Origin of the sequence: Streptomyces sp. NPDC048002 (assembly GCF_040653275.1) — a bacterium.
Lineage (GTDB): Bacteria > Actinomycetota > Actinomycetes > Streptomycetales > Streptomycetaceae > Streptomyces.
Genome location: NZ_JBEZNL010000003.1, coordinates 289,719 through 307,983, shown reverse-complemented (window position 1 = coordinate 307,983; position 18,265 = coordinate 289,719). Strand labels below are relative to the sequence as shown.

The following is an 18,265-nucleotide window of genomic DNA, read 5'->3' as shown; positions in this document are numbered from 1 at the left end:
CCCCGGGGGCCGATTCCCCCGGGGCTCAGAGAGCGCAGCTGTCGCTGTCCACCTGCTGGTCGGCGGTACGTCCGGCGGCGATGTCCTCCTGGATCTCGTCCGCCGTCAGCGCGTACCCGGTGTCGGCGTCGTCGAGCGACTTCGCGAAGACCACGCCGTACACCTTGCCCTCGGGCGTGAGCAGCGGTCCGCCGGAGTTGCCCTGGCGGACGGTGGCGTACAGCGAGTACACATCGCGGTGCACGGTGCCGCGGTGGTAGATGTCCGGACCGTTGGCCGGGATGCGGCCGCGGACCCGGGCCGCGCGGACGTCGTACGCGCCGTTCTCCGGGAAGCCTGCGACGATCGCGTCGTCACCGCCGCGGGCGTCGGTGGAGGTGAACCGCAGCGCGGGCGCGTCCAGATCCGGTACGTCGAGCACGGCGATGTCGCGCTTCCAGTCGTACAGGACGACGCGCGCGTCGTACTTGCGGCCCTCTCCGCCGATCTGGACGGTGGGTTCGTCGACGCCGCCCACCACGTGCGCGTTGGTCATCACGCGGCGGTCGGCGAAGACGAAGCCGGTGCCCTCCAGGACCTTGCCGCAACTCTCCGCCGTGCCCACGACCTTGACGATGGAACGCTTGGCCCGGGTGGCGACGGCGCTGTTGGCGAGGGCCGGGTCGGGCGGACTGACCTCGGTGATGGGCTCGTTGGAGAACGGGCTGAAGACCTGCGGGAAGCCGTTCTGCGCGAGGACCGAGGAGAAGTCCGCGAACCAGGTGTCGGCCTGCTCGGGCAGGGCACGGGAGACGCCCAGCAGCACCTTGGAGTTGCGGACCTCCTTGCCGAGCGTCGGCAGGGTGGTTCCGGCCAGGGCCGAGCCGATCAGCCAGGCGACCAGGAGCATGGCGACGACATTGACCAGGGCGCCGCCCGTGGCGTCCAAGGCGCGGGCCGGGGACCAGGTGATGTAGCGGCGGAGCTTGTTGCCGAGGTGGGTGGTGAGCGCCTGGCCCACCGAGGCGCAGACGATCACGACGACCACGGCGACCACCGCCGCGGTCGTGCTTACCTCGGAGTTGTCGGTCAGGGCGTCCCAGATCACCGGGAGCAGATAGACGGCGACGAGACCGCCACCGAGAAAGCCGATCACCGACAGGATGCCGACGACGAAGCCCTGGCGGTAGCCGACGATCGCGAACCACACCGCGGCGACGAGCAGCAGGATGTCCAGCACGTTCACCGCTTCAAGCCTCGCCTCGTCACTTCACGGCTCCCCCGGATTGCACAACACACGGCGACCAGCCTGTCATGACCGCCAGTCCAGCGGGACCTGGTTCTCCCGGTCCCAGGGCAGCTCCCAGCCCGCGAAGTGCAGCAATCGGTCGATGATCCCCGCGGTGAAACCCCAGACCAGGGCCGATTCGACCAGGAATGCCGGACCTCGGTGGCCGCTCGGGTGGACGGTGGTCGCGCGGTTGGCGGGGTCCGTGAGATCCGCCACGGGGACGGTGAAGACCCGGGCCGTCTCGTTCGGGTCGACGACACCGACCGGGGTCGGCTCGCGCCACCAGCCGAGCACCGGCGTGACCACGAAGTGGCTCACCGGGATGTACAGCCGGGGCAGCACGCCGAACAGCTGCACCCCCGCCGGGTCGAGTCCGGTCTCCTCCTCGGCCTCCCGGAGCGCCGCGCGCAGCGGTCCGTCGGCCTGCGGGTCGCCGTCCTCGGGGTCGAGAGCCCCGCCGGGGAAGGCGGGCTGGCCCGCGTGCGAGCGCAGGGAGCCGGCCCGCTCCATCAGCAGCAGCTCGGGGCCGCGCTCCCCCTCGCCGAAGAGGACGAGCACCGCGGACTGCCGTCCCGCGCCGTCCTTGGGGGGCAGGAAACGGCTCAGCTGGAGCGGCTCGACCGTCTCGACGGCCCGCACCACCGGGCCCAGCCAGGCGGGCAGCCCTTCCTTGCTGAGCACCACCGGTCCGCCCTGCGTATCGCTCGCGCGTGTCATCGCCACCCCCGTCGTCCTGCCGTGTCCAACGCCGGGGCGCACCGAGATCGTTCCTGGACCGGCGCGGGGGCGGCGCCGATGCGCCTACGGCCCCTCATCCGGCCCCTCGTTCGGCCCCTCATCCGGCGCCCAGCGGCGGGGCCGGTCGGCCGCCCGCGTCCAGGTACGCCCGCGGGGGGTTCAGACGCTGGCCGGGGAAGCCGCCCTTCTCGTACTTGAGCAGCTTCTTCGCCTTCTCCGGGTCCGTCTCGCCCTCGCCGTACGCGGGGCAGAGCGGGGCGATGGGGCAGGCGCCGCAGGCCGGTTTGCGGGCGTGGCAGATCCGGCGGCCGTGCCAGATCACGTGGTGCGAGAGGTCGGTCCAGTCGCTCTTGGGGAACAGCCCGCCGATCTCGGCCTCGATCTTGTCGGGGTCGGTCTGCTCGGTCCACCGCCAGCGCCGCACCAGCCGCTGGAAGTGCGTGTCCACGGTGATCCCGGGCCGCCCGAAGGCGTTGCCGAGGACGACGAAGGCGGTCTTGCGGCCGACGCCGGGCAGCTTGACGAGGTCCTCCAGACGGCCCGGGACCTCGCCGCCGAACTCCTCCGACAGGGCCTTGGACAGCCCTATGACCGACCTGGTCTTCGCCCGGAAGAACCCGCACGGCCGAAGAATCTCCTCGACCTCCTCGGGGTTGGCCGCGGCCAGGTCCTCGGGGGTCGGGTACTTGGCGAAGAGCGCGGGGGTCGTCTGGTTGACGCGCAGGTCGGTGGTCTGGGCGGACAGGACCGTGGCGACCAGGAGCTGGAAGGAGTTCTCGAAGTCCAGCTCGGGGTGGGCGTAGGGGTAGACCTCGGCGAGTTCGCGGTTGATGCGGCGGGCTCGGCGGACCAGGGCGGTGCGGGTCTCCGCCTTCGGGGCGGGCTTCTTGGCGGGCGCGGACTTCGCGGGGGGCTTCTTGGCGGGCGCGGACTTCGCGGCGGGCGCGGACTTCTTCGCCGACGCGGCCATTTCCGCGGCAACGGCCTTCTTCGTGGATACGGCCTTCTTCGCGGGCATGGCCTTTTTGGCGGATACCGCCTTCTTCTCCTGCACGGATTTCCTCACCTGGGGCGCCTTCTGGACCCCGTCGCCCTTTGCCGCTTTTGCCGGGTTCACTCCGCCACCGGGGTTCCGTTCGCCCACAGCGGAATCACGACGTACAACCACCCGCCCAGCCCCCTTGGCCTGTGCTCTCACCGGCGATTTGGACACCCGGCCAGCCTAGAGCCCGGCACTGACATCCGCCCCGGGCCCTGAAGATCAGCCCCCAATTGGACCCCTGCCGCTTACCCCGGGACATGTGTGCGGCATCCTTGTGACAGATCACACTGTTTGGACCGTCCGGCAAGATGGGGAACACGGTCCCCTGGTACCAAGGGGGAGCAAGATCCCCTGAGCAGGTCGACAAGGAGAGAACTCGTGGACGACGTTCTGCGGCGCAACCCGCTCTTCGCGGCGCTCGATGACGAGCAGTCCGCGGAGCTCCGCGCCTCCATGAGTGAGGTGACCCTCGCGCGCGGCGACTCCCTCTTCCACGAGGGCGATCCCGGTGACCGGCTCTACGTGGTCACCGAGGGCAAGGTCAAGCTCCACCGCACGTCCCCCGACGGCCGCGAGAACATGCTGGCCGTGGTGGGTCCGGGTGAGCTGATCGGTGAGCTGTCGCTGTTCGACCCGGGCCCGCGCACCGCGACCGCGACCGCGCTGACCGAGGTCAAGCTGCTGGGTCTCGGCCACCCGGACCTCCAGCCCTGGCTGAACGCCCGCCCCGAGGTGGCCACCGCACTGCTGCGCGCCGTCGCCCGCCGGCTGCGCCGCACCAACGACGCCATGTCCGACCTGGTCTTCTCGGACGTCCCCGGCCGCGTGGCCCGCGCCCTGCTGGACCTCTCCCGCCGCTTCGGCGTGCAGTCGGAGGAGGGCATCCACGTGGTGCACGACCTCACGCAGGAGGAGCTGGCCCAGCTGGTCGGCGCGTCCCGCGAGACGGTCAACAAGGCCCTCGCCGACTTCGCCCAGCGCGGCTGGCTCCGCCTGGAGGCCCGCGCGGTGATCCTGCTGGACGTCGAACGTCTGGCGAAGCGCTCGCGCTGACCCGTGCAGCCACGCCAAGGGGCCCCGCCGTTCGGCGGGGCCCCTTGGCACGTTCGGGCGCACCCCGGCCCGCCGACGGCGGTAAATGACCTGCCCCGGGTGGCCGCGCCGGGCAGAGTGAGGTCATGGCCGGAACTCTTCGCCAGCGGGGCCTCGACGCCCAGGGGTACATCGAGCGCGAGGGCTCGCTCGGCAAGGTGCCCCACGACTTCCGCCCCGTCGTGGCCGCCGCGCGCGACCGGCTGCTCGACGTGTTCGGGGGCCGCATGCACAGCGCGTACCTCTACGGGTCGATTCCGCGCGGCACCGCGCGCGTGGGGCGCAGCGACCTCGACCTGCTCGTCGTGCTGCGCGCCGAGCCGGCCGACGGGGACCGGGAGGACGCGCGGCTGCTGGGCGAGGGCCTCGACAAGGAGTTCCGGCAGATCGACGGGGTGGGCACGCTGCTGTACGGCAGGGCGCGCGTCCTGAGCGAGCTGGAACGTCACGACCTGGGCTGGTTCCTCGCCTGTCTGTGCACTCCGCTGCTCGGCGAGGACCTCGCCGAGGAACTGCCGCGCTACCACCCCGACTCCCTGCTCGCCCGCGAGACCAACGGCGACCTGGCCCTGCTGCTGCCCCGCTGGCGCGAACGGACCGCGGCGGCCGACTCTCCGGAGGCCCGCAGGCCCCTCGTGCGCTTCATGTCCCGCCATCTGGTCCGTACCGGCTTCACCCTGGTCATGCCCCGCTGGAACGGCTGGACGAGCGACCTCGGGGAGATGGCGGAGGCGTTCGCGGCGTACTACCCGGAGCGGGCGGAGCAGTTGCGGGCCGCGGCGGTCCTCGGGCACGAACCGGACGGTGACGCGGCCGTGCTGCGGTCGTACACCGAGGACCTGGGTCCGTGGCTCGCCGAGGAGTACGCGCGCGTGCACGGCGTGAAGGCGCCTCGGCCCTGACCTACGCCGTGGGCGGGGACCTGGGGCTGCCCCGGTACCCAGGGCTGCCCTAGATCAGCCCGTGCTCGCCGAGGTACTCCAGCTGGGCGCGGACCGACAGTTCGGCCGCGGGCCACAGGGAGCGGTCCACGTCCGCGTACACATGGGCGACGACCTCGGCGGGCGCGCGGTAGCCGTTCTCGACCGCCGTCTCGACCTGGGCGAGCCGGTGGGCGCGGTGGGCGAGGTAGAACTCGACGGCTCCCTGGGCGTCGTCGAGGACCGGTCCGTGCCCGGGGAGCACCGTGCGGACGCCGTCGTCGACCGTCAGCGAGCGCAGCCGCCGCAGCGAGTCCAGGTAGTCGCCGAGACGGCCGTCTGGGTGCGCCACGACCGTCGTACCGCGGCCCAGGACGGTGTCACCGGTCAGCACCGCCTGATCGGCCGGGAGATGGAAGCACAGGGAGTCCGCGGTGTGTCCGGGCGTCGGGACGACCACCAGCTCCAGACCGCCCACCCGGACCACGTCCCCGGCCCCGAGCCCCTCGTCGCCGAGGCGGAGCGCCGGGTCCAGGGCCCGTACCGCGGTACGGGTCAGTTCGGCGAAGCGGGCGGCGCCCTCCGCGTGGTCGGGGTGGCCGTGCGTGAGCAGGGTGAGCGCGATCCGCTTGCCCGCCCGCTCGGCGGTGTCGACGACCTGCCGCAGATGCCCCTCGTCGAGCGGGCCGGGGTCGACCACGACCGCCAGTTCGGAGCCGGGCTCGGACAGGATCCAGGTGTTCGTGCCGTCCAGGGTCATCGCGGAGGCGTTGGGCGCGAGGACGTTGACGGCGCGCTCGGTCGCGGGGCCCGAGAGGACCCCGCCCCTGGGCTGGCCGGGAAGGGTGCCGGCATTCGTCATGCGGGAGCTCCACCGGTCGGTGCGGTCGGGATGTGCCTGGTGAACTCGTCGTGGCCCGGCCAGGACAGCACGATCTCGCCGTCCTCCAGGTGGGCCCGCGCGAGCACGGGGGTCATGTCCCGCGCGGGGGCGGCGGCGAGGGCCTCGGCGGCCGTGGCGTGCGGGATCAGCTGCCGCAGCGTCGCGATGGTGGGCGGCATCATCAGCAGCTCGCCCCGGTCGTAGGACTCGGCCGCCTCCCGGGGCTCGATCCACACCGTGCGGTCGGCCTCCGTGGAGGCGTTCCGGGTGCGCTGGCCCTCGGGGAGGGCGGCGACGAAGAACCACGTGTCGTAGCGGCGGGACTCGAACTCGGGGGTGATCCAGCGTGTCCAGGCGCCGAGCAGGTCGGAACGGAGGACCAGGCCCCGGCGGTCCAGGAACTCGGCGAAGGAGAGGTCGCGGGCGACCAGGGCGGCCCGGTCGGCCTCCCAGTCGGCGCCGGTGGTGTCGCCGACGACGGACTCGGGGGTGGGGCCGGCGAGCAGGACGCCCGCCTCCTCGTACGTCTCCCGTACGGCCGCGCAGACGATCGCCTGGGCGCCCGCCTCGTCGACGCCGAGCCGCCCGGCCCACCACGCGCGCGTGGGGCCCGCCCAGCGGACGTGCCGGTCGTCGTCACGGGGGTCCACGCCACCGCCGGGGTACGCGTACGCGCCGCCCGCGAAGGCCATGGAGGCGCGCCTGCGCAGCATGTGGACGGCGGGGCGGCCGGAGTCGGTGTCCCGCAGCAGCATCACCGTCGCCGCCCGCTTCGGCGGCACCGGGGTGAGGGTGCCTTCCGTGAGGGCGCGGATGCGGTCGGGCCACTCCGCGGGATACCACTGACCGTTCGCCATGTGCGGAGGCTATCTCGGGGCGCGCGGATGTTCGAGGGGTGCCGGGTGGGGCGGGTGGCCGGTGGGGCGGGTGGCCGGTGGGCGGGAAGCCCCGGGGTGCCACGGGGTACGCGCTGGGACCGGGCGGGTCCACTCAGACCGGGCGGGTCCACTCGGAACGGGTGGGTCCACTCGCCGGGCGCGGCAGGGCGCCCGGCGAGTACGGAGCAGTACGCCACGGCGCCAGGCAGGTACGGAAACCACGCCGCGGCGCCAGGCGAGTCCGGAGAACCACCCCGCAGCGCCCGGCGGCCCGGAGCACCACCCCACGCCGCCCGGCCGCTACGCGTAACCGCGTCAGGCGCTGGCCAGCTCCACCTGGACCTCGACCTCGACGGGCGCGTCGAGCGGCAGCACGGCCACCCCGACCGCGCTGCGGGCGTGGACGCCCTTCTCACCGAGGACCTGGCCGAGCAGCTCGCTGGCACCGTTCACGACACCCGGCTGACCCGTGAAGTCCGAGGCGGACGCCACGAAGCCCACGACCTTCACCACCCGCACCACGCGGTCCAGGTCGCCCGCGACCGACTTGACCGCGGCGAGGGCGTTCAGCGCGCAGATCCGGGCCAGGTCCTTGGCCTCCTCCGCGGTGACCTCGGCCCCGACCTTGCCGGTGACCGGGAGTTTGCCCTCGACCATGGGGAGCTGGCCGGAGGTGTACACGTACACGCCGGACTGCACGGCCGGCTGGTACGCGGCCAGCGGCGCCGCGACCTCCGGCAGAGTCAGCCCCAGCTCGGCGAGGGCCTCCTCGACCGCGCTCACGCCTTCGCCCGCTTCAGGTAGGCCACCAGCTGCTCGGGGTTGTTCGGCCCGGGCACGACCTGGACGAGCTCCCAGCCGTCCTCGCCCCAGGTGTCCAGAATCTGCTTCGTGGCGTGGACGAGCAGCGGCACGGTTGCGTATTCCCACTTGGTCATGTGGCCGACTTTAGCCGCTGCCGCGGGGGCCCTCGCGCACACGTTGTCCACAGCCTCCGGCGTGATCCGGCGGCCGACTGGTTAGGCTCGAAGACGTGAGCAGGCTCCAGGTCGTCAGCGGCAAGGGCGGGACCGGAAAGACCACGGTCGCCGCCGCGCTCGCGCTCGCCCTCGCCACCGAGGGGAAGCGCACGCTTCTCGTGGAGGTAGAGGGCAGGCAGGGCATCGCACAGCTCTTCGAAACAGAGGCGCTGCCCTACGAGGAGCGGAAGATCGCCGTCGCTCCGGGGGGCGGGGAGGTGTACGCCCTCGCCATCGACCCCGAACTGGCCCTTCTGGACTACCTCCAGATGTTCTACAAGATGGGCGGTGCGGGCAGAGCCCTGAAGAAGCTCGGCGCGATCGACTTCGCCACCACCGTCGCCCCGGGCCTCAGGGACGTCCTGCTGACCGGCAAGGCGTGCGAGGCGGTGCGGCGCAAGGACAAGGGCGGGCGCTTCGTCTACGACCACGTCGTGATGGACGCCCCGCCCACCGGCCGCGTGACCCGCTTCCTGAACGTCAACGACGAGGTCGCCGGCCTCGCCAGGATCGGCCCGATACACAATCAGGCGCAGGCCGTGATGCGGGTGCTGAAGTCGCCCCAGACGGCGGTGCACCTGGTGACGCTGCTGGAGGAGATGCCGGTCCAGGAGACCGCGGACGGTATCGCCGAACTGCGCGCGGCGCGGCTCCCGGTGGGCCGGGTCATCGTGAACATGGTGCGCCCCCAGGTGTTGGACGCGGAGGAAGTGGAACTCGTACGCGGCACACCCCGTACGGCCTTCGCGCAGTCCCTGTCGGCGGCCGGCCTCGGTGGGGCGCGGCGCGGCGGGCACGCGGAGCGGCTGGTCGACCCGCTGCTGGCGCAGGCCGAGGAGTACGCGGAGCGGTACGCGCTGGAGGAGGAACAGCGGGCCGCGCTCGGCGAGTTGGACCTGCCGTTGCACGAACTGCCCCTGTTCGCCGAGGGAATGGACCTGGCGGGGCTGTACGAACTGGCCACCGAGCTGCGAGAGCAGGGGATGACATGAGCCCGGACGCCGACCGGTCCCAGACCCAGGCACCCCACCACCTCTCCCCCACGCGCGCGCTGGACGTCGATCCGCTGCTGGACGATCCGCAGACCCGCATCATCGTGTGCTGCGGCTCCGGCGGTGTCGGCAAGACGACCACCGCGGCGGCGCTCGGGCTGCGGGCCGCCGAGCGCGGCCGGAAGGTCGTGGTGCTCACCATCGACCCGGCGCGCCGGCTCGCCCAGTCCATGGGCATCGACTCCCTCGACAACACCCCGCGCCGGGTGAAGGGCATCGACGACTCCGCGAGCGGCGAGCTGCACGCGATGATGCTCGACATGAAGCGCACCTTCGACGAGATCGTCGAGGCGCACGCGGACCCCGAGCGGGCAGCCGCGATCCTGGGCAACCCGTTCTACCAGTCGCTCTCCGCGGGCTTCGCCGGCACGCAGGAGTACATGGCGATGGAGAAGCTGGGCCAGCTGCGGGCCAGGGACGAGTGGGACCTCATCGTCGTGGACACGCCCCCGTCGCGCTCGGCGCTGGACTTCCTGGACGCGCCCAAGCGGCTCGGGTCGTTCCTCGACGGCAAGCTGATCCGGGTGCTGCTGGCGCCCGCGAAGGTCGGCGGCCGGGCCGGGATGAAGTTCCTGAACGTCGGCATGTCGATGATGACCGGCGCGCTCGGCAAGCTGCTCGGCGGCCAACTGCTCAAGGACGTGCAGACGTTCGTGGCCGCGATGGACTCCATGTTCGGCGGCTTCCGCACCCGCGCGGACGCGACGTACAAGCTCCTCCAGGCGCCCGGGACGGCGTTCCTGGTGGTCGCCGCGCCGGAGCGGGACGCGCTGCGCGAGGCGGCGTACTTCGTGGAGCGGCTGGCCGCCGAGGACATGCCGCTCGCGGGTCTGGTCCTCAACCGTGTCCACGGCAGCGACGCCGTCCGGCTGTCGGCCGAGCGGGCACTCGCCGCCGCGGAAAATCTTGAGGAGTCCCGCATTGTCGATCAGGAGGGCGGGAAAGCTGGACTTCGTAACTCCCCCGACACGTCCGGCAGTTCAGAATCTCCCGCATCCGAGGCCGCCGAGGAAGGCTCCCCCGCCACCCAGGACACGGACACGGCTGCGGACGTGAAGACGGACACAGCCGCGGAGACGGACACGGCCGCGGCGAACCGCACCGACCAGCACACCGTCGGCCAGCACACCGTCGGCCAGCTCACCGCCGGCCTGTTGAGGCTGCACGCGGACCGTATGCACCTGCTCTCCCGCGAGCAGCGCACGCGTGACCGCTTCGCCACGCTCCACCCGGAGGTGGCGGTCGCCGAGGTGGCCGCGCTCCCCGGCGATGTGCACGACATCGCCGGTCTGCGGGACATCGGAGACCGGCTGGCGGCCGGCCGACCGGAGCTGCCCAGCTCCGGGGCCTGACCGCCCGCGGGACCCTGACCGGCCCGGAGCCGTCAGCTCACCGCCGCGTAGTTCTCGTACACCTGGTCGTCGTCAAGGGGCACCAGGCCCGCCCCACGCTCGTACTCCGTACGAGCCGTCTCCAGCAGCCGGCGCCACGAGGTGACGGTGGGCCGCCTGCGCAGCAGTGCGCGGCGTTCCCGCTCCGTCATGCCTCCCCATACGCCGAACTCGACGCGATTGTCGAGCGCATCAGCCAGACATTCCGTGCGCACCGGACATCCGGTGCACACCGCCTTGGCCCTGTTCTGCGCTGCTCCCTGCACGAACAGTTCATCCGGATCGGTAGTGCGGCAGGCCGCCTGCGCACTCCAGTCGGTTACCCAGCCCATACCGGCGCCGTCCTCTCCCGAATCGAGGCTCCCCCACGGCGGCAGCGGCATATTCACCGCCGCCAGTTGAGGACGTTACGGAAGGCGGGCACGGCGCAACACCCCCAGCGGGCCCAATCTTGAATGGTCCGAACGGACTATGGGTAAGCGGCAGATCACCCGGGGGAGTGAGCTGGTGACATGCGTGATCATCCCGGCAAAGCGGGACAGTTCCATTGAGTCACAACGGGCGCCAGGTGACACACAAGGCGGATTCGGACACGCCTCCATCAAAAAGTTGATGGCCGACCGGAACGATTCGGGGTCGCCGGACGTATTGATACGTAGCCCTACTGCTGTGACAGTTGAGAGCAGCTTAGGCCAAGGCATATACGCGTGTCCGGCGAATGAGAACGTAGGCTGCCCTCATGCCAAAGAAGCGCTCGGGCGGTGGTCTGTCCTCCACGCAGCAGGCCGCCAAGTTCCTCGGTGTCAGTGTCCTCGCGGGGGCGGTCATGGCCGGCATCGCGCTGCCCGCCGTGGGCGCGCTGGGTCTGGCGGCGAAGGGGACGGTCGAGAGCTTCGACGAACTCCCGGCCAACCTGAAGACGCCGCCGCTGAGCCAGCGCACCACCATCCTCGACGCCGACGGCGGTCAGATCGCCACCGTCTACTCGCGGGACCGCACCGTGGTCGCCCTCAAGGACATCTCGCCGCACATGCAAAAGGCGATCGTCGCGATCGAGGACGCCCGCTTCTACCAGCACGGCGCGGTCGACCTGAAGGGCGTCCTGCGCGCCCTGAACCGCAACGCGCAGAGCGGCGGGGTCGCCGAGGGAGCGTCCACCCTCACCCAGCAGTACGTGAAGAACGTCTTCGTCGAGGAGGCCGGCGACGACCCGACCAAGGTCGCGCAGGCCACCCAGCAGACCCTCGGCCGCAAGATCGCCGAATTGAAGTACGCGATCCAGGTCGAGGAGGAACTGGGCAAGAAGAAGATCCTCGAGAACTACCTGAACATCACGTTCTTCGGCCAGCAGGCCTACGGCGTCGAGGCCGCGGCCCAGCGGTACTTCTCCAAGTCCGCCAAGAAGCTCAACCTCCAGGAGTCCGCCCTCCTCGCCGGGATCGTCCAGTCGCCAAGCCGCTACGACCCCGTCAACGACGAGGCGGAGGCCAAGCAGCGGCGCAACACCGTGCTCCAGCGGATGGCCCAGGTCGGTGACATCTCCAAGGAACAGGCCGCCAAGGCCGCGGAGTCCCCGCTGGGACTGAAGGTCAGCAAGCCGAAGAACGGCTGCATCACCGCGGTCAAGGACGCCGCGTTCTTCTGCGACTACGTGCGGAACGTCTTCCTGAACGACAGAACGTTCGGCAAGACCAAGGAGGACCGGGCCAAGGTCTGGAACCAGGGCGGTCTTACGATCCGTACGACGCTCGACCCGCAGGCCCAGGCGTCCGTCCAGCAATCGTTGAAGGACCACGTCAACGCAAGCGACAAGGTCGCCTCGGCAGCCACCCTCGTGGAACCGGGCACCGGCAAGATCGTGGCGATGGGGCAGTCGAAGCCGTACGGCACCAACGCCAAGCAGAACGAGACCGTGATCAACTACTCGGTGGGTCAGGAGATGGGAACCAGCAACGGCTTCCCGACCGGCTCCACGTTCAAGCCGTTCGTGGCGGCTGCCGCCCTCGAAGCGGGCCGCCCGGCGACCCAGGAGTACCCCTCCCCCTACGAACTGACGGTTCCGAGCCCCATTCAGACGTGTGACAAGCCCTACACGAATGAAGACGGCACCAAGATTCCCAACGAGAACGAGTCGGAGAAGGGCCCCTACGCGCTGAAGAAGGCGATGGCCCTGTCGGTCAACACCTACTTCATCGAGATGGTCGCGGACATCGGTCTCTGCCCGGTCACCGAGATGGCCGAGAAGCTGCAGGTCCGACAGGGCAGCGGCAAGAAGCTGCCGCAGGTCCCGTCGATCGCCCTCGGCACCGAGTCCGTCTCCCCGCTGACCATGGCATCCGCCTACGCCGCCTTCGCCAACCGTGGCATGTACTGCACGCCCGTCGCCATCGAGGCGGTCACGCAGCGGGTGGGCAACTCCACGAAGAGTCTCCCGGTACCCAAGTCCACCTGCTCGCGGGCGATGTCGGAAAGCACGGCCGACACCATCAACGCCCTGCTCAAGGGTGTGGTCGACTCCGGCACGGGCCAGCAGGCCGGCCTCGCGGACCGGGACAACGCCGGCAAGACCGGTACTACCGACGAGCGCCGCAACGCCTGGTTCGTGGGCTACACGCCGAACCTCTCGGGCGCAGTCTGGGTCGGCAGCGCCAGCCAGCAGGTCAAGATGCGGAACATCACGATCGGTGGCGTCTACCACGACCTCGTATACGGCTCCGACACTCCGGGCCCCATCTGGAAGGACGCCATGACCGGCGCTCTCGCGGGCAAGGCGGCCGAGTCCTTCGTCCCTGTCAACATCCCCGACCCGGAGGACAAGCAGAAGGACGAGGACGAGGAGGACCGTGACCGAGGCGACGACAACGACGACAACAACAATGGGGACGAGGGCTTCCTCGGAGGCCTGACCGGCGGCGGCGACACTGGCGGCGTCACGGAGCCGACCCTCCCCGAGGGCTTCATCCAGGGCAACGGGAACGGCGGACGAAACAGGTGACGACCGCGTCGTGCCCGGTGTTCGTGCTGCACCGCCGGACGCTCGGATAAACGTCGAGGAATCAGGCCAAAGCCGCCCCTTGGAAAAAGGGGCGGCTTATCATTTTCTTCCCGTTTTCACCCGACTACTGCCTCAAACCTAATCGGCGCAATTACGCCACCAATAAGAAAACCCGGTATTTCTTCAGCACGGCCATGCCATAGTCACATGCGGCACCGATCATCGGGTGCTTATTTTTCGTGATTTGCCCCATGGAGGAGAAATGACACTCCGGTCGCGGATCGGTGTGACGCTCAGCGCCCTGTTCAGCGCCCTCGCCCTGGCCCTCATGGTTCCGAGTTCCGCTTCGGCCGCCGCCCTCGCCTGCGACAACTTCGGTTGCGACGGCCACGACCCGAACATCCAGAGTTGGCAGTCCGGACCGGTCTCCCCGTACGGCCCCTACCAGCTCGGCGGCTCGTTCCTGTACGAGCTGCGGTGGGGCCAGACCGACGGCGACCAGTACAGCTGGGCCCGACTGCACTACATCAGCGGTTCAGGCGCGTCGGACTGGGATGTGTACGTACAACGGTGCACCAAGGATCAGTCCACCTGTTACTGGCGGCTCGGCCTGACGAAGGGTGGCGCCGCCGGCTGGACCGCGAAGATCCCGAGCGGGACGAACTACTACTGGACGCGGACTCCGATGTACTACAACCCCTCGTCGCACATGATGCGGGCCTGCGTCGAGGACCCGTCGGGCGAGCAGAGCTGTACGCCCTGGTACTAGCCGCACCCGGGACGTCGTCACGGCGACCCCGTCGGACAAAGGTGGGAGGCGCCTGGCGCCTCCCACCTTTGTCCGCTCGTTTATTAACTTCCCCATGCAACGAAGTCGCAATTAAACTACTGGAAAACAAGCGACCGCGAGCCGCATCGGGGATGTCTTGACCATCAGGCCGAACCCTTGTACCACCCCGCTTTTCGACACCAATGACCGAAAAATATTGAACCTCTTGTATGCGGGACGCAGTGACGCATCAATCGCCCGGCAACTCGACATGGGTCACCGCACCGTGCAGCGCAGGATCCAACGGCTCATGGAACAGTTGCAGGCCAACGGGCGAGTGGCCCTCGGGGCCCGTGCCCAGGAACTGGGCCTGCTACAGCCGCGTCGACGCGAACGGCCCGTGGTCAACAGCGACGCCGCTGACCACGGGGCCGGGAATTCTTCCTCTCAGCGGTAACCGGCGGCTCGGCGGCGCCGGGTCGGCTCGGTCACGTCAGGCACCACTCCGGCTCCTGCCCCCGGCACCTCGCTCCAGGTTCGGATCTTGGCCGCGACCCGGGCCAGGTCTGCGTCCCCCGGCGACACGGTGAGGTAGAACAGCCCCTCGTAGGGGCGGCGGTCGTCCCCGCCCCAGCGGACCACCCCCTCGGTATCGGCGAGGATGTCGCGGACCACCAGCCGCTGCCCCTCGGTGAAACCGTCCCGTACGCCCGGCGGGTAGGAGCCCGGCCGGATGACCACGGCGGTACCGGACGCCTGGTTCGCCTCAGGACGCCGGCTGTCGCGCACTGCCGACGGAGCCACCCAGCCCTCCAGTGGATTCGGTTCTCCGCCCACTCCCAGGGCGTCAACCTCGTAGTGGAAGCGGCGAATCACATGGGTCAGTACCGTCTCCGTGTCGCCCGTGCGGAGCTGAACGGTGAGGCCGGTGCCCGCCACCGACGTGGTGACGATGTCACCGTCGGCGTCGGCCGCCTTCTGCATGTCCCATCCGTTCGCCGACGGCCGACCCGTGCGCAGACGCCGGTGACGGGCCTGCGCACGGCGCAGCGCCTCCTTCAGTTCGTCGTTCCTGAAGGGGTCCGGAGCCGCGGCGGCGGGCGTCGCGACGAGGCCGGTGGTGGTGAGGCTCACGGCGGCGGTCACACCAACGGCGGCCATGAGAGTGACTCTGCGGGTGATGCCGGAGTTGATCGACAACTCAGCCTTCCTTCCGGGTTGACGTGTGCTGCTTGTGGTGCTTGCGGCGCTTGTGGTGCAGAAGTACGGAAGCCGCGGCGGCAATCAGCGCGAGCAGCAGCAGAACCACGAGCGACGGGTTGATGTAACCGGGGACGACGACGGAGTAGTCGTGGCCGTCCGACGCCTCGCAGACGAGCCGCAGCGGAACGAAGTCCCCCCTGCGGCCGACGAGGGCGGGGATCCCGTCAGGCCGCCGGCGCTCGCACTCCTGGGCCTGCGCCCGGTCGTCCGTGAACAGGATGTGGAGAAGCCCCCACAGGTAGAGGGCGAGTCCAAGAGCGATCGCCGCAAGGGAGACGTCCCGCCAGGTACGGACCGGAGTGCGGCGGCGGCGCGCCGACGGGGTCATCCGCGAGCACAGGTACGTCGTGAGACCTATGAGCGTCGGCGTCACCGTGAGCACAAGCGTGAACAGCGCCGTGCTGTTGTGCCCCTGCCATGGATCGGAAGCCACCACCGTGGTCAGATCCCGCGAATGGCAAGGTTGTACTTCTCGAAGATGGCGTAGAGAGGCATACGCTCCGTCGCGTGGGCCACCGCCTCGTCACCGAAGCCCTGGTACCGGCGCAGGACCTCGAAGATCTCCGTTTCGTCGTAGTCGAGCGCGGGGCGGCGAATCGGGGTCTCCGCGTGGTCCCCGGCCTTCCCGTCGGCGCCCCAGATGTGCATGTGCGGCACGGTGCTGAGGTTGAAGACGTTGTCCTGGTTGACCTTCTGCCACATGGCCCAGCGGTCTGCGTCGGAGGTCGAGTCGAGGATGGTGCCCTCCAGCAGCCCTGAGCGGATCGAGTTGTTGCGCGCCAGGATGCAGGTGCGGCCGGAGATCTTGGCGATACCGGTGCTGCTGTCGACCAATCGCTCGACAACGGGCAAGTCCTTGGCCCAGTCCGGGATGATGCCGGTGTGGTAGAGCACGACGCTGGCGTCCTCGGTGTAGTCCACGAGGCTGTAATGGGCGAACTCCCAGAAGGCCGACGTCTGGATGAGCGCCTTGCGCATGCGGTGTCTCCGGGCTCCCGAAGTGATCGCGGCGTCGTAGTTCATGATCCCCTCAAGGCACTCCTGCAAGGTGTATATGCGCTCGCCGCCCGGTTTGCCGATCGACGCCATGTACTCCTGGACCTCCTGGAGCAAGGACGGCCACAGGGCCAGGTCGAAGCCGATGTCCAACTTCTGGGAGGAGGTGGGGTAGAAGTCGCCCTGTCCGGTGTCCCGGCCGGAGGCGATGTTGTTGTCGATTTCGATCTGCCCGTCACCCGAGCCGATCGTCTTGGTGACTATCTGGTCGAAGGACCAGTTCTCGGGCATCGGGTAGCCGAGGTTGCCGGAAAATCCCGACGACATGTCGGACACGAAGCTGGCATCCGCGTAACCTGCCTCGGAGATGCGGGAGCACGCGTTGCGCGGACCGTAGACCCCGATCTTGAAGGGGCTGCCGAGCTGGTCCATCTGCTCTCTGATCTTCTGGAAGTACGGCAGGATGAACGACGTGACCTCCTCGTCCACCGCGTCGTAGTCGACGGCGAAGTAGATCCGCGCACCCGGCTTGAACCCGTGCTCCTCCGCCTTGTAGGCAGCATTGAGACAGTCAGCGACCCCCTGCTCGGGCAGGTAGTAATCGACCGAGCGCGCCCACGTCTGGTAAATGGGGAAGCAACGCAGCCCGTACTCCTTGATGGTCGCCAGTTCGCCCGGCTGGATCTCCTTCTCCGGAAGGGACGTGCTGGACGGGTTGTAGAGGTACCGTCCGATGTACTTGTAGCCGGCGGCCTTGAGAGCCTGGGCCCGCGCCGGGGTGACTTTCGTGACGCCGTCGCACGCCTCACCCTGGCGGCTCTGGTCCCCGTACGAGACGAGCAAGGAAGCCCATGTCTCGAAGTTGCCCTGTCCGTTGACGGCAAGTTTCATGAACGACTGATACGTCCTGACGCTGTCGGCCAGTGACGAGGTGAAAGAGCTGGAGAAGGAGACCGGCCGCTTGTTGAGGACCATGGCTCCGGTGAAGAGCTGCACCCACACCCCGGACGAACCGGTCGAGACGGTGTGACTCTTCAGGCCGGACTGAGTGCCGGGGCCGAAAACGCCGTTCGCCACACCGTCGGCCATGCCCAGCTCGTACTGGATGGCGAAGAGCATCGACTTGGCGACGTCACGGGAGTGGTGACCGTCGCAGGGGATGACGTAGAAGTCCTTGCGCAGGACGTAACGCCCGTTCAGCCACTGCTGGATGGATCGGATGGTTTCCGAGCCGTTGTTCACGGTGACGTAGGCGTCCATGTTCAGCAGGCCCTTGACCACCTTCGGCCAGAGCGAGCTGCCGGGGTAGGTGCCACCGACGCCCATGTTCGCGTTGAGCTGCGCCACTGCGGACTTGACGCGGTCGTTGTAGGTCCCGTCGATCTCGCCGCCGTCGTAGCCCTTGCAGTACAGGGCCGACTGGATGATCCGGCAGAAGTTGGCCGACGGGATCGTCGTCTCGTCGAGCTTGCCGTACTTCTCCTGAAGGGCGGCGAGCGTGGCGGGGCCGAAGTTGTTCGAGAGCGAGGAGATGCCCATCTCGTACTGCAACGCCCGAGTTAGTGCGTACATGACAATCCAACCGGTGCGGCCGTTCTCCTCAAGCTTGGATATGCCGAGGGTGGCACCGTCCCCATAGGTGGTGTTGATGAACCTCTGAGCGCGCAGCACCATCTCGTCAGCCATTGAGTTCCTTCCATGAGCAGGGAGGGCAGGGCGGGTGAACAGGTCGACGCAACTCACGACGCCTCGCGCACCAGGGAGCTCGGCACAGAAGCGATTCGCCTCCGTCAGGGCGACGACTTACGCGGATGTTGTTCGCGAGCGGAGGAGTGCCGCCGTCCTCAACCGGACACGGAACGCCGTGGCATGTGACGCCGCGCCGTGGCATGTGATGCCGGGCGGCCATCGCACAGACCTGGCGTCGTCCGACCGCATGGCGGACGGGGCGTCCGAC

At 69.4% G+C, this 18,265-nt stretch carries 18 protein-coding genes; 7 read left to right on the top strand and 11 right to left on the bottom strand.

Annotation, left to right across the window (positions count from 1 at the left end):
* Positions 1 to 25 precede the first annotated feature (25 nt).
* From AB0E07_RS07180 to nth, 3 genes are all read right to left on the bottom strand, one after another.
* On the bottom strand, positions 26 to 1,225 hold the full coding sequence (locus AB0E07_RS07180; protein WP_362247320.1) for a MarP family serine protease: 1,200 nt from the start codon (positions 1,223 to 1,225) through the stop codon (positions 26 to 28).
* A 66-nt stretch (positions 1,226 to 1,291) separates the two neighbouring features.
* The gene (locus tag AB0E07_RS07175; protein ID WP_362247319.1) at positions 1,292 to 1,987 is read right to left on the bottom strand and encodes a CoA pyrophosphatase; all 696 of its coding nucleotides are present in this window, start codon (positions 1,985 to 1,987) and stop codon (positions 1,292 to 1,294) included.
* A 118-nt stretch (positions 1,988 to 2,105) separates the two neighbouring features.
* Complete coding sequence (nth, locus tag AB0E07_RS07170) at positions 2,106 to 3,026, bottom strand: endonuclease III (protein WP_362247394.1); 921 nt, start codon at positions 3,024 to 3,026, stop codon at positions 2,106 to 2,108.
* 402 nt (positions 3,027 to 3,428) lie between these two features.
* On the opposite strand from nth, the gene AB0E07_RS07165 reads away from it, so the two are divergent.
* Both AB0E07_RS07165 and AB0E07_RS07160 read left to right on the top strand, forming a co-directional pair.
* Positions 3,429 to 4,103 (top strand): Crp/Fnr family transcriptional regulator, encoded by a 675-nt coding sequence (locus AB0E07_RS07165; RefSeq protein ID WP_069764566.1) that lies wholly within the window; start codon positions 3,429 to 3,431, stop codon positions 4,101 to 4,103.
* Between the two features lie 125 nt (positions 4,104 to 4,228).
* On the top strand, positions 4,229 to 5,044 hold the full coding sequence (locus AB0E07_RS07160) for a nucleotidyltransferase domain-containing protein (protein WP_362247318.1): 816 nt from the start codon (positions 4,229 to 4,231) through the stop codon (positions 5,042 to 5,044).
* 49 nt (positions 5,045 to 5,093) lie between these two features.
* On the opposite strand, the gene AB0E07_RS07155 is transcribed toward AB0E07_RS07160, so the two are convergent.
* The 4 genes from AB0E07_RS07155 to AB0E07_RS07140 form a co-directional block, all read right to left on the bottom strand.
* Entirely contained in the window at positions 5,094 to 5,924 is an 831-nt protein-coding gene (locus AB0E07_RS07155; protein ID WP_362247317.1) for an MBL fold metallo-hydrolase, read from the bottom strand.
* Positions 5,921 to 6,802, bottom strand: a complete 882-nt coding sequence (locus tag AB0E07_RS07150) for an NUDIX hydrolase (protein WP_362247316.1) — start codon at positions 6,800 to 6,802, stop codon at positions 5,921 to 5,923. Before AB0E07_RS07150 ends, AB0E07_RS07155 begins: the two co-directional genes overlap by 4 nt.
* 336 nt (positions 6,803 to 7,138) lie before the next feature.
* A complete protein-coding gene (locus tag AB0E07_RS07145) occupies positions 7,139 to 7,606 on the bottom strand; it encodes a RidA family protein (protein ID WP_362247315.1) in 468 nt (155 codons plus the stop codon).
* Positions 7,603 to 7,761 (bottom strand): DUF4177 domain-containing protein, encoded by a 159-nt coding sequence (locus AB0E07_RS07140; RefSeq protein WP_020129281.1) that lies wholly within the window; start codon positions 7,759 to 7,761, stop codon positions 7,603 to 7,605. The genes AB0E07_RS07145 and AB0E07_RS07140 overlap by 4 nt, the downstream gene beginning before the upstream one ends.
* A gap of 95 nt (positions 7,762 to 7,856) precedes the next feature.
* On the opposite strand from AB0E07_RS07140, the gene AB0E07_RS07135 reads away from it, so the two are divergent.
* Positions 7,857 to 8,834, top strand: coding sequence for an ArsA-related P-loop ATPase (locus tag AB0E07_RS07135; RefSeq protein WP_362247314.1), 978 nt, complete (start codon positions 7,857 to 7,859; stop codon positions 8,832 to 8,834).
* The gene (locus AB0E07_RS07130) at positions 8,831 to 10,246 is read left to right on the top strand and encodes an ArsA family ATPase (protein ID WP_362247313.1); all 1,416 of its coding nucleotides are present in this window, start codon (positions 8,831 to 8,833) and stop codon (positions 10,244 to 10,246) included. The genes AB0E07_RS07135 and AB0E07_RS07130 overlap by 4 nt, the downstream gene beginning before the upstream one ends.
* A gap of 32 nt (positions 10,247 to 10,278) precedes the next feature.
* On the opposite strand, the gene wblA is transcribed toward AB0E07_RS07130, so the two are convergent.
* A complete protein-coding gene (gene wblA, locus AB0E07_RS07125) occupies positions 10,279 to 10,617 on the bottom strand; it encodes a transcriptional regulator WblA (RefSeq protein ID WP_063608098.1) in 339 nt (112 codons plus the stop codon).
* 407 nt (positions 10,618 to 11,024) lie between these two features.
* On the opposite strand from wblA, the gene AB0E07_RS07120 reads away from it, so the two are divergent.
* The 3 genes from AB0E07_RS07120 (at position 11,025) to AB0E07_RS07110 (ending at position 14,506) form a co-directional block, all read left to right on the top strand.
* Positions 11,025 to 13,280 (top strand): transglycosylase domain-containing protein, encoded by a 2,256-nt coding sequence (locus AB0E07_RS07120; RefSeq protein WP_362247312.1) that lies wholly within the window; start codon positions 11,025 to 11,027, stop codon positions 13,278 to 13,280.
* 262 nt (positions 13,281 to 13,542) lie between these two features.
* Positions 13,543 to 14,049, top strand: a complete 507-nt coding sequence (locus tag AB0E07_RS07115) for a hypothetical protein (protein ID WP_362247311.1) — start codon at positions 13,543 to 13,545, stop codon at positions 14,047 to 14,049.
* A gap of 157 nt (positions 14,050 to 14,206) precedes the next feature.
* Positions 14,207 to 14,506 (top strand): LuxR C-terminal-related transcriptional regulator, encoded by a 300-nt coding sequence (locus AB0E07_RS07110; protein ID WP_362247310.1) that lies wholly within the window; start codon positions 14,207 to 14,209, stop codon positions 14,504 to 14,506.
* On the opposite strand, the gene AB0E07_RS07105 is transcribed toward AB0E07_RS07110, so the two are convergent.
* Genes AB0E07_RS07105 through AB0E07_RS07095 form a run of 3 tightly spaced genes read right to left on the bottom strand, consistent with a single transcriptional unit; the run spans position 14,497 to position 17,994 of the window.
* On the bottom strand, positions 14,497 to 15,210 hold the full coding sequence (locus AB0E07_RS07105; RefSeq protein WP_362247309.1) for a hypothetical protein: 714 nt from the start codon (positions 15,208 to 15,210) through the stop codon (positions 14,497 to 14,499). The two genes, AB0E07_RS07110 and AB0E07_RS07105, sit on opposite strands and share 10 nt — an antisense overlap.
* Positions 15,211 to 15,250: 40 nt before the next feature.
* The gene (locus AB0E07_RS07100) at positions 15,251 to 15,745 is read right to left on the bottom strand and encodes a hypothetical protein (protein ID WP_362247308.1); all 495 of its coding nucleotides are present in this window, start codon (positions 15,743 to 15,745) and stop codon (positions 15,251 to 15,253) included.
* An 8-nt stretch (positions 15,746 to 15,753) separates the two neighbouring features.
* The gene (locus AB0E07_RS07095) at positions 15,754 to 17,994 is read right to left on the bottom strand and encodes a glycoside hydrolase domain-containing protein (protein WP_362247307.1); all 2,241 of its coding nucleotides are present in this window, start codon (positions 17,992 to 17,994) and stop codon (positions 15,754 to 15,756) included.
* Between the last annotated feature and the right edge of the window lie 271 nt (positions 17,995 to 18,265).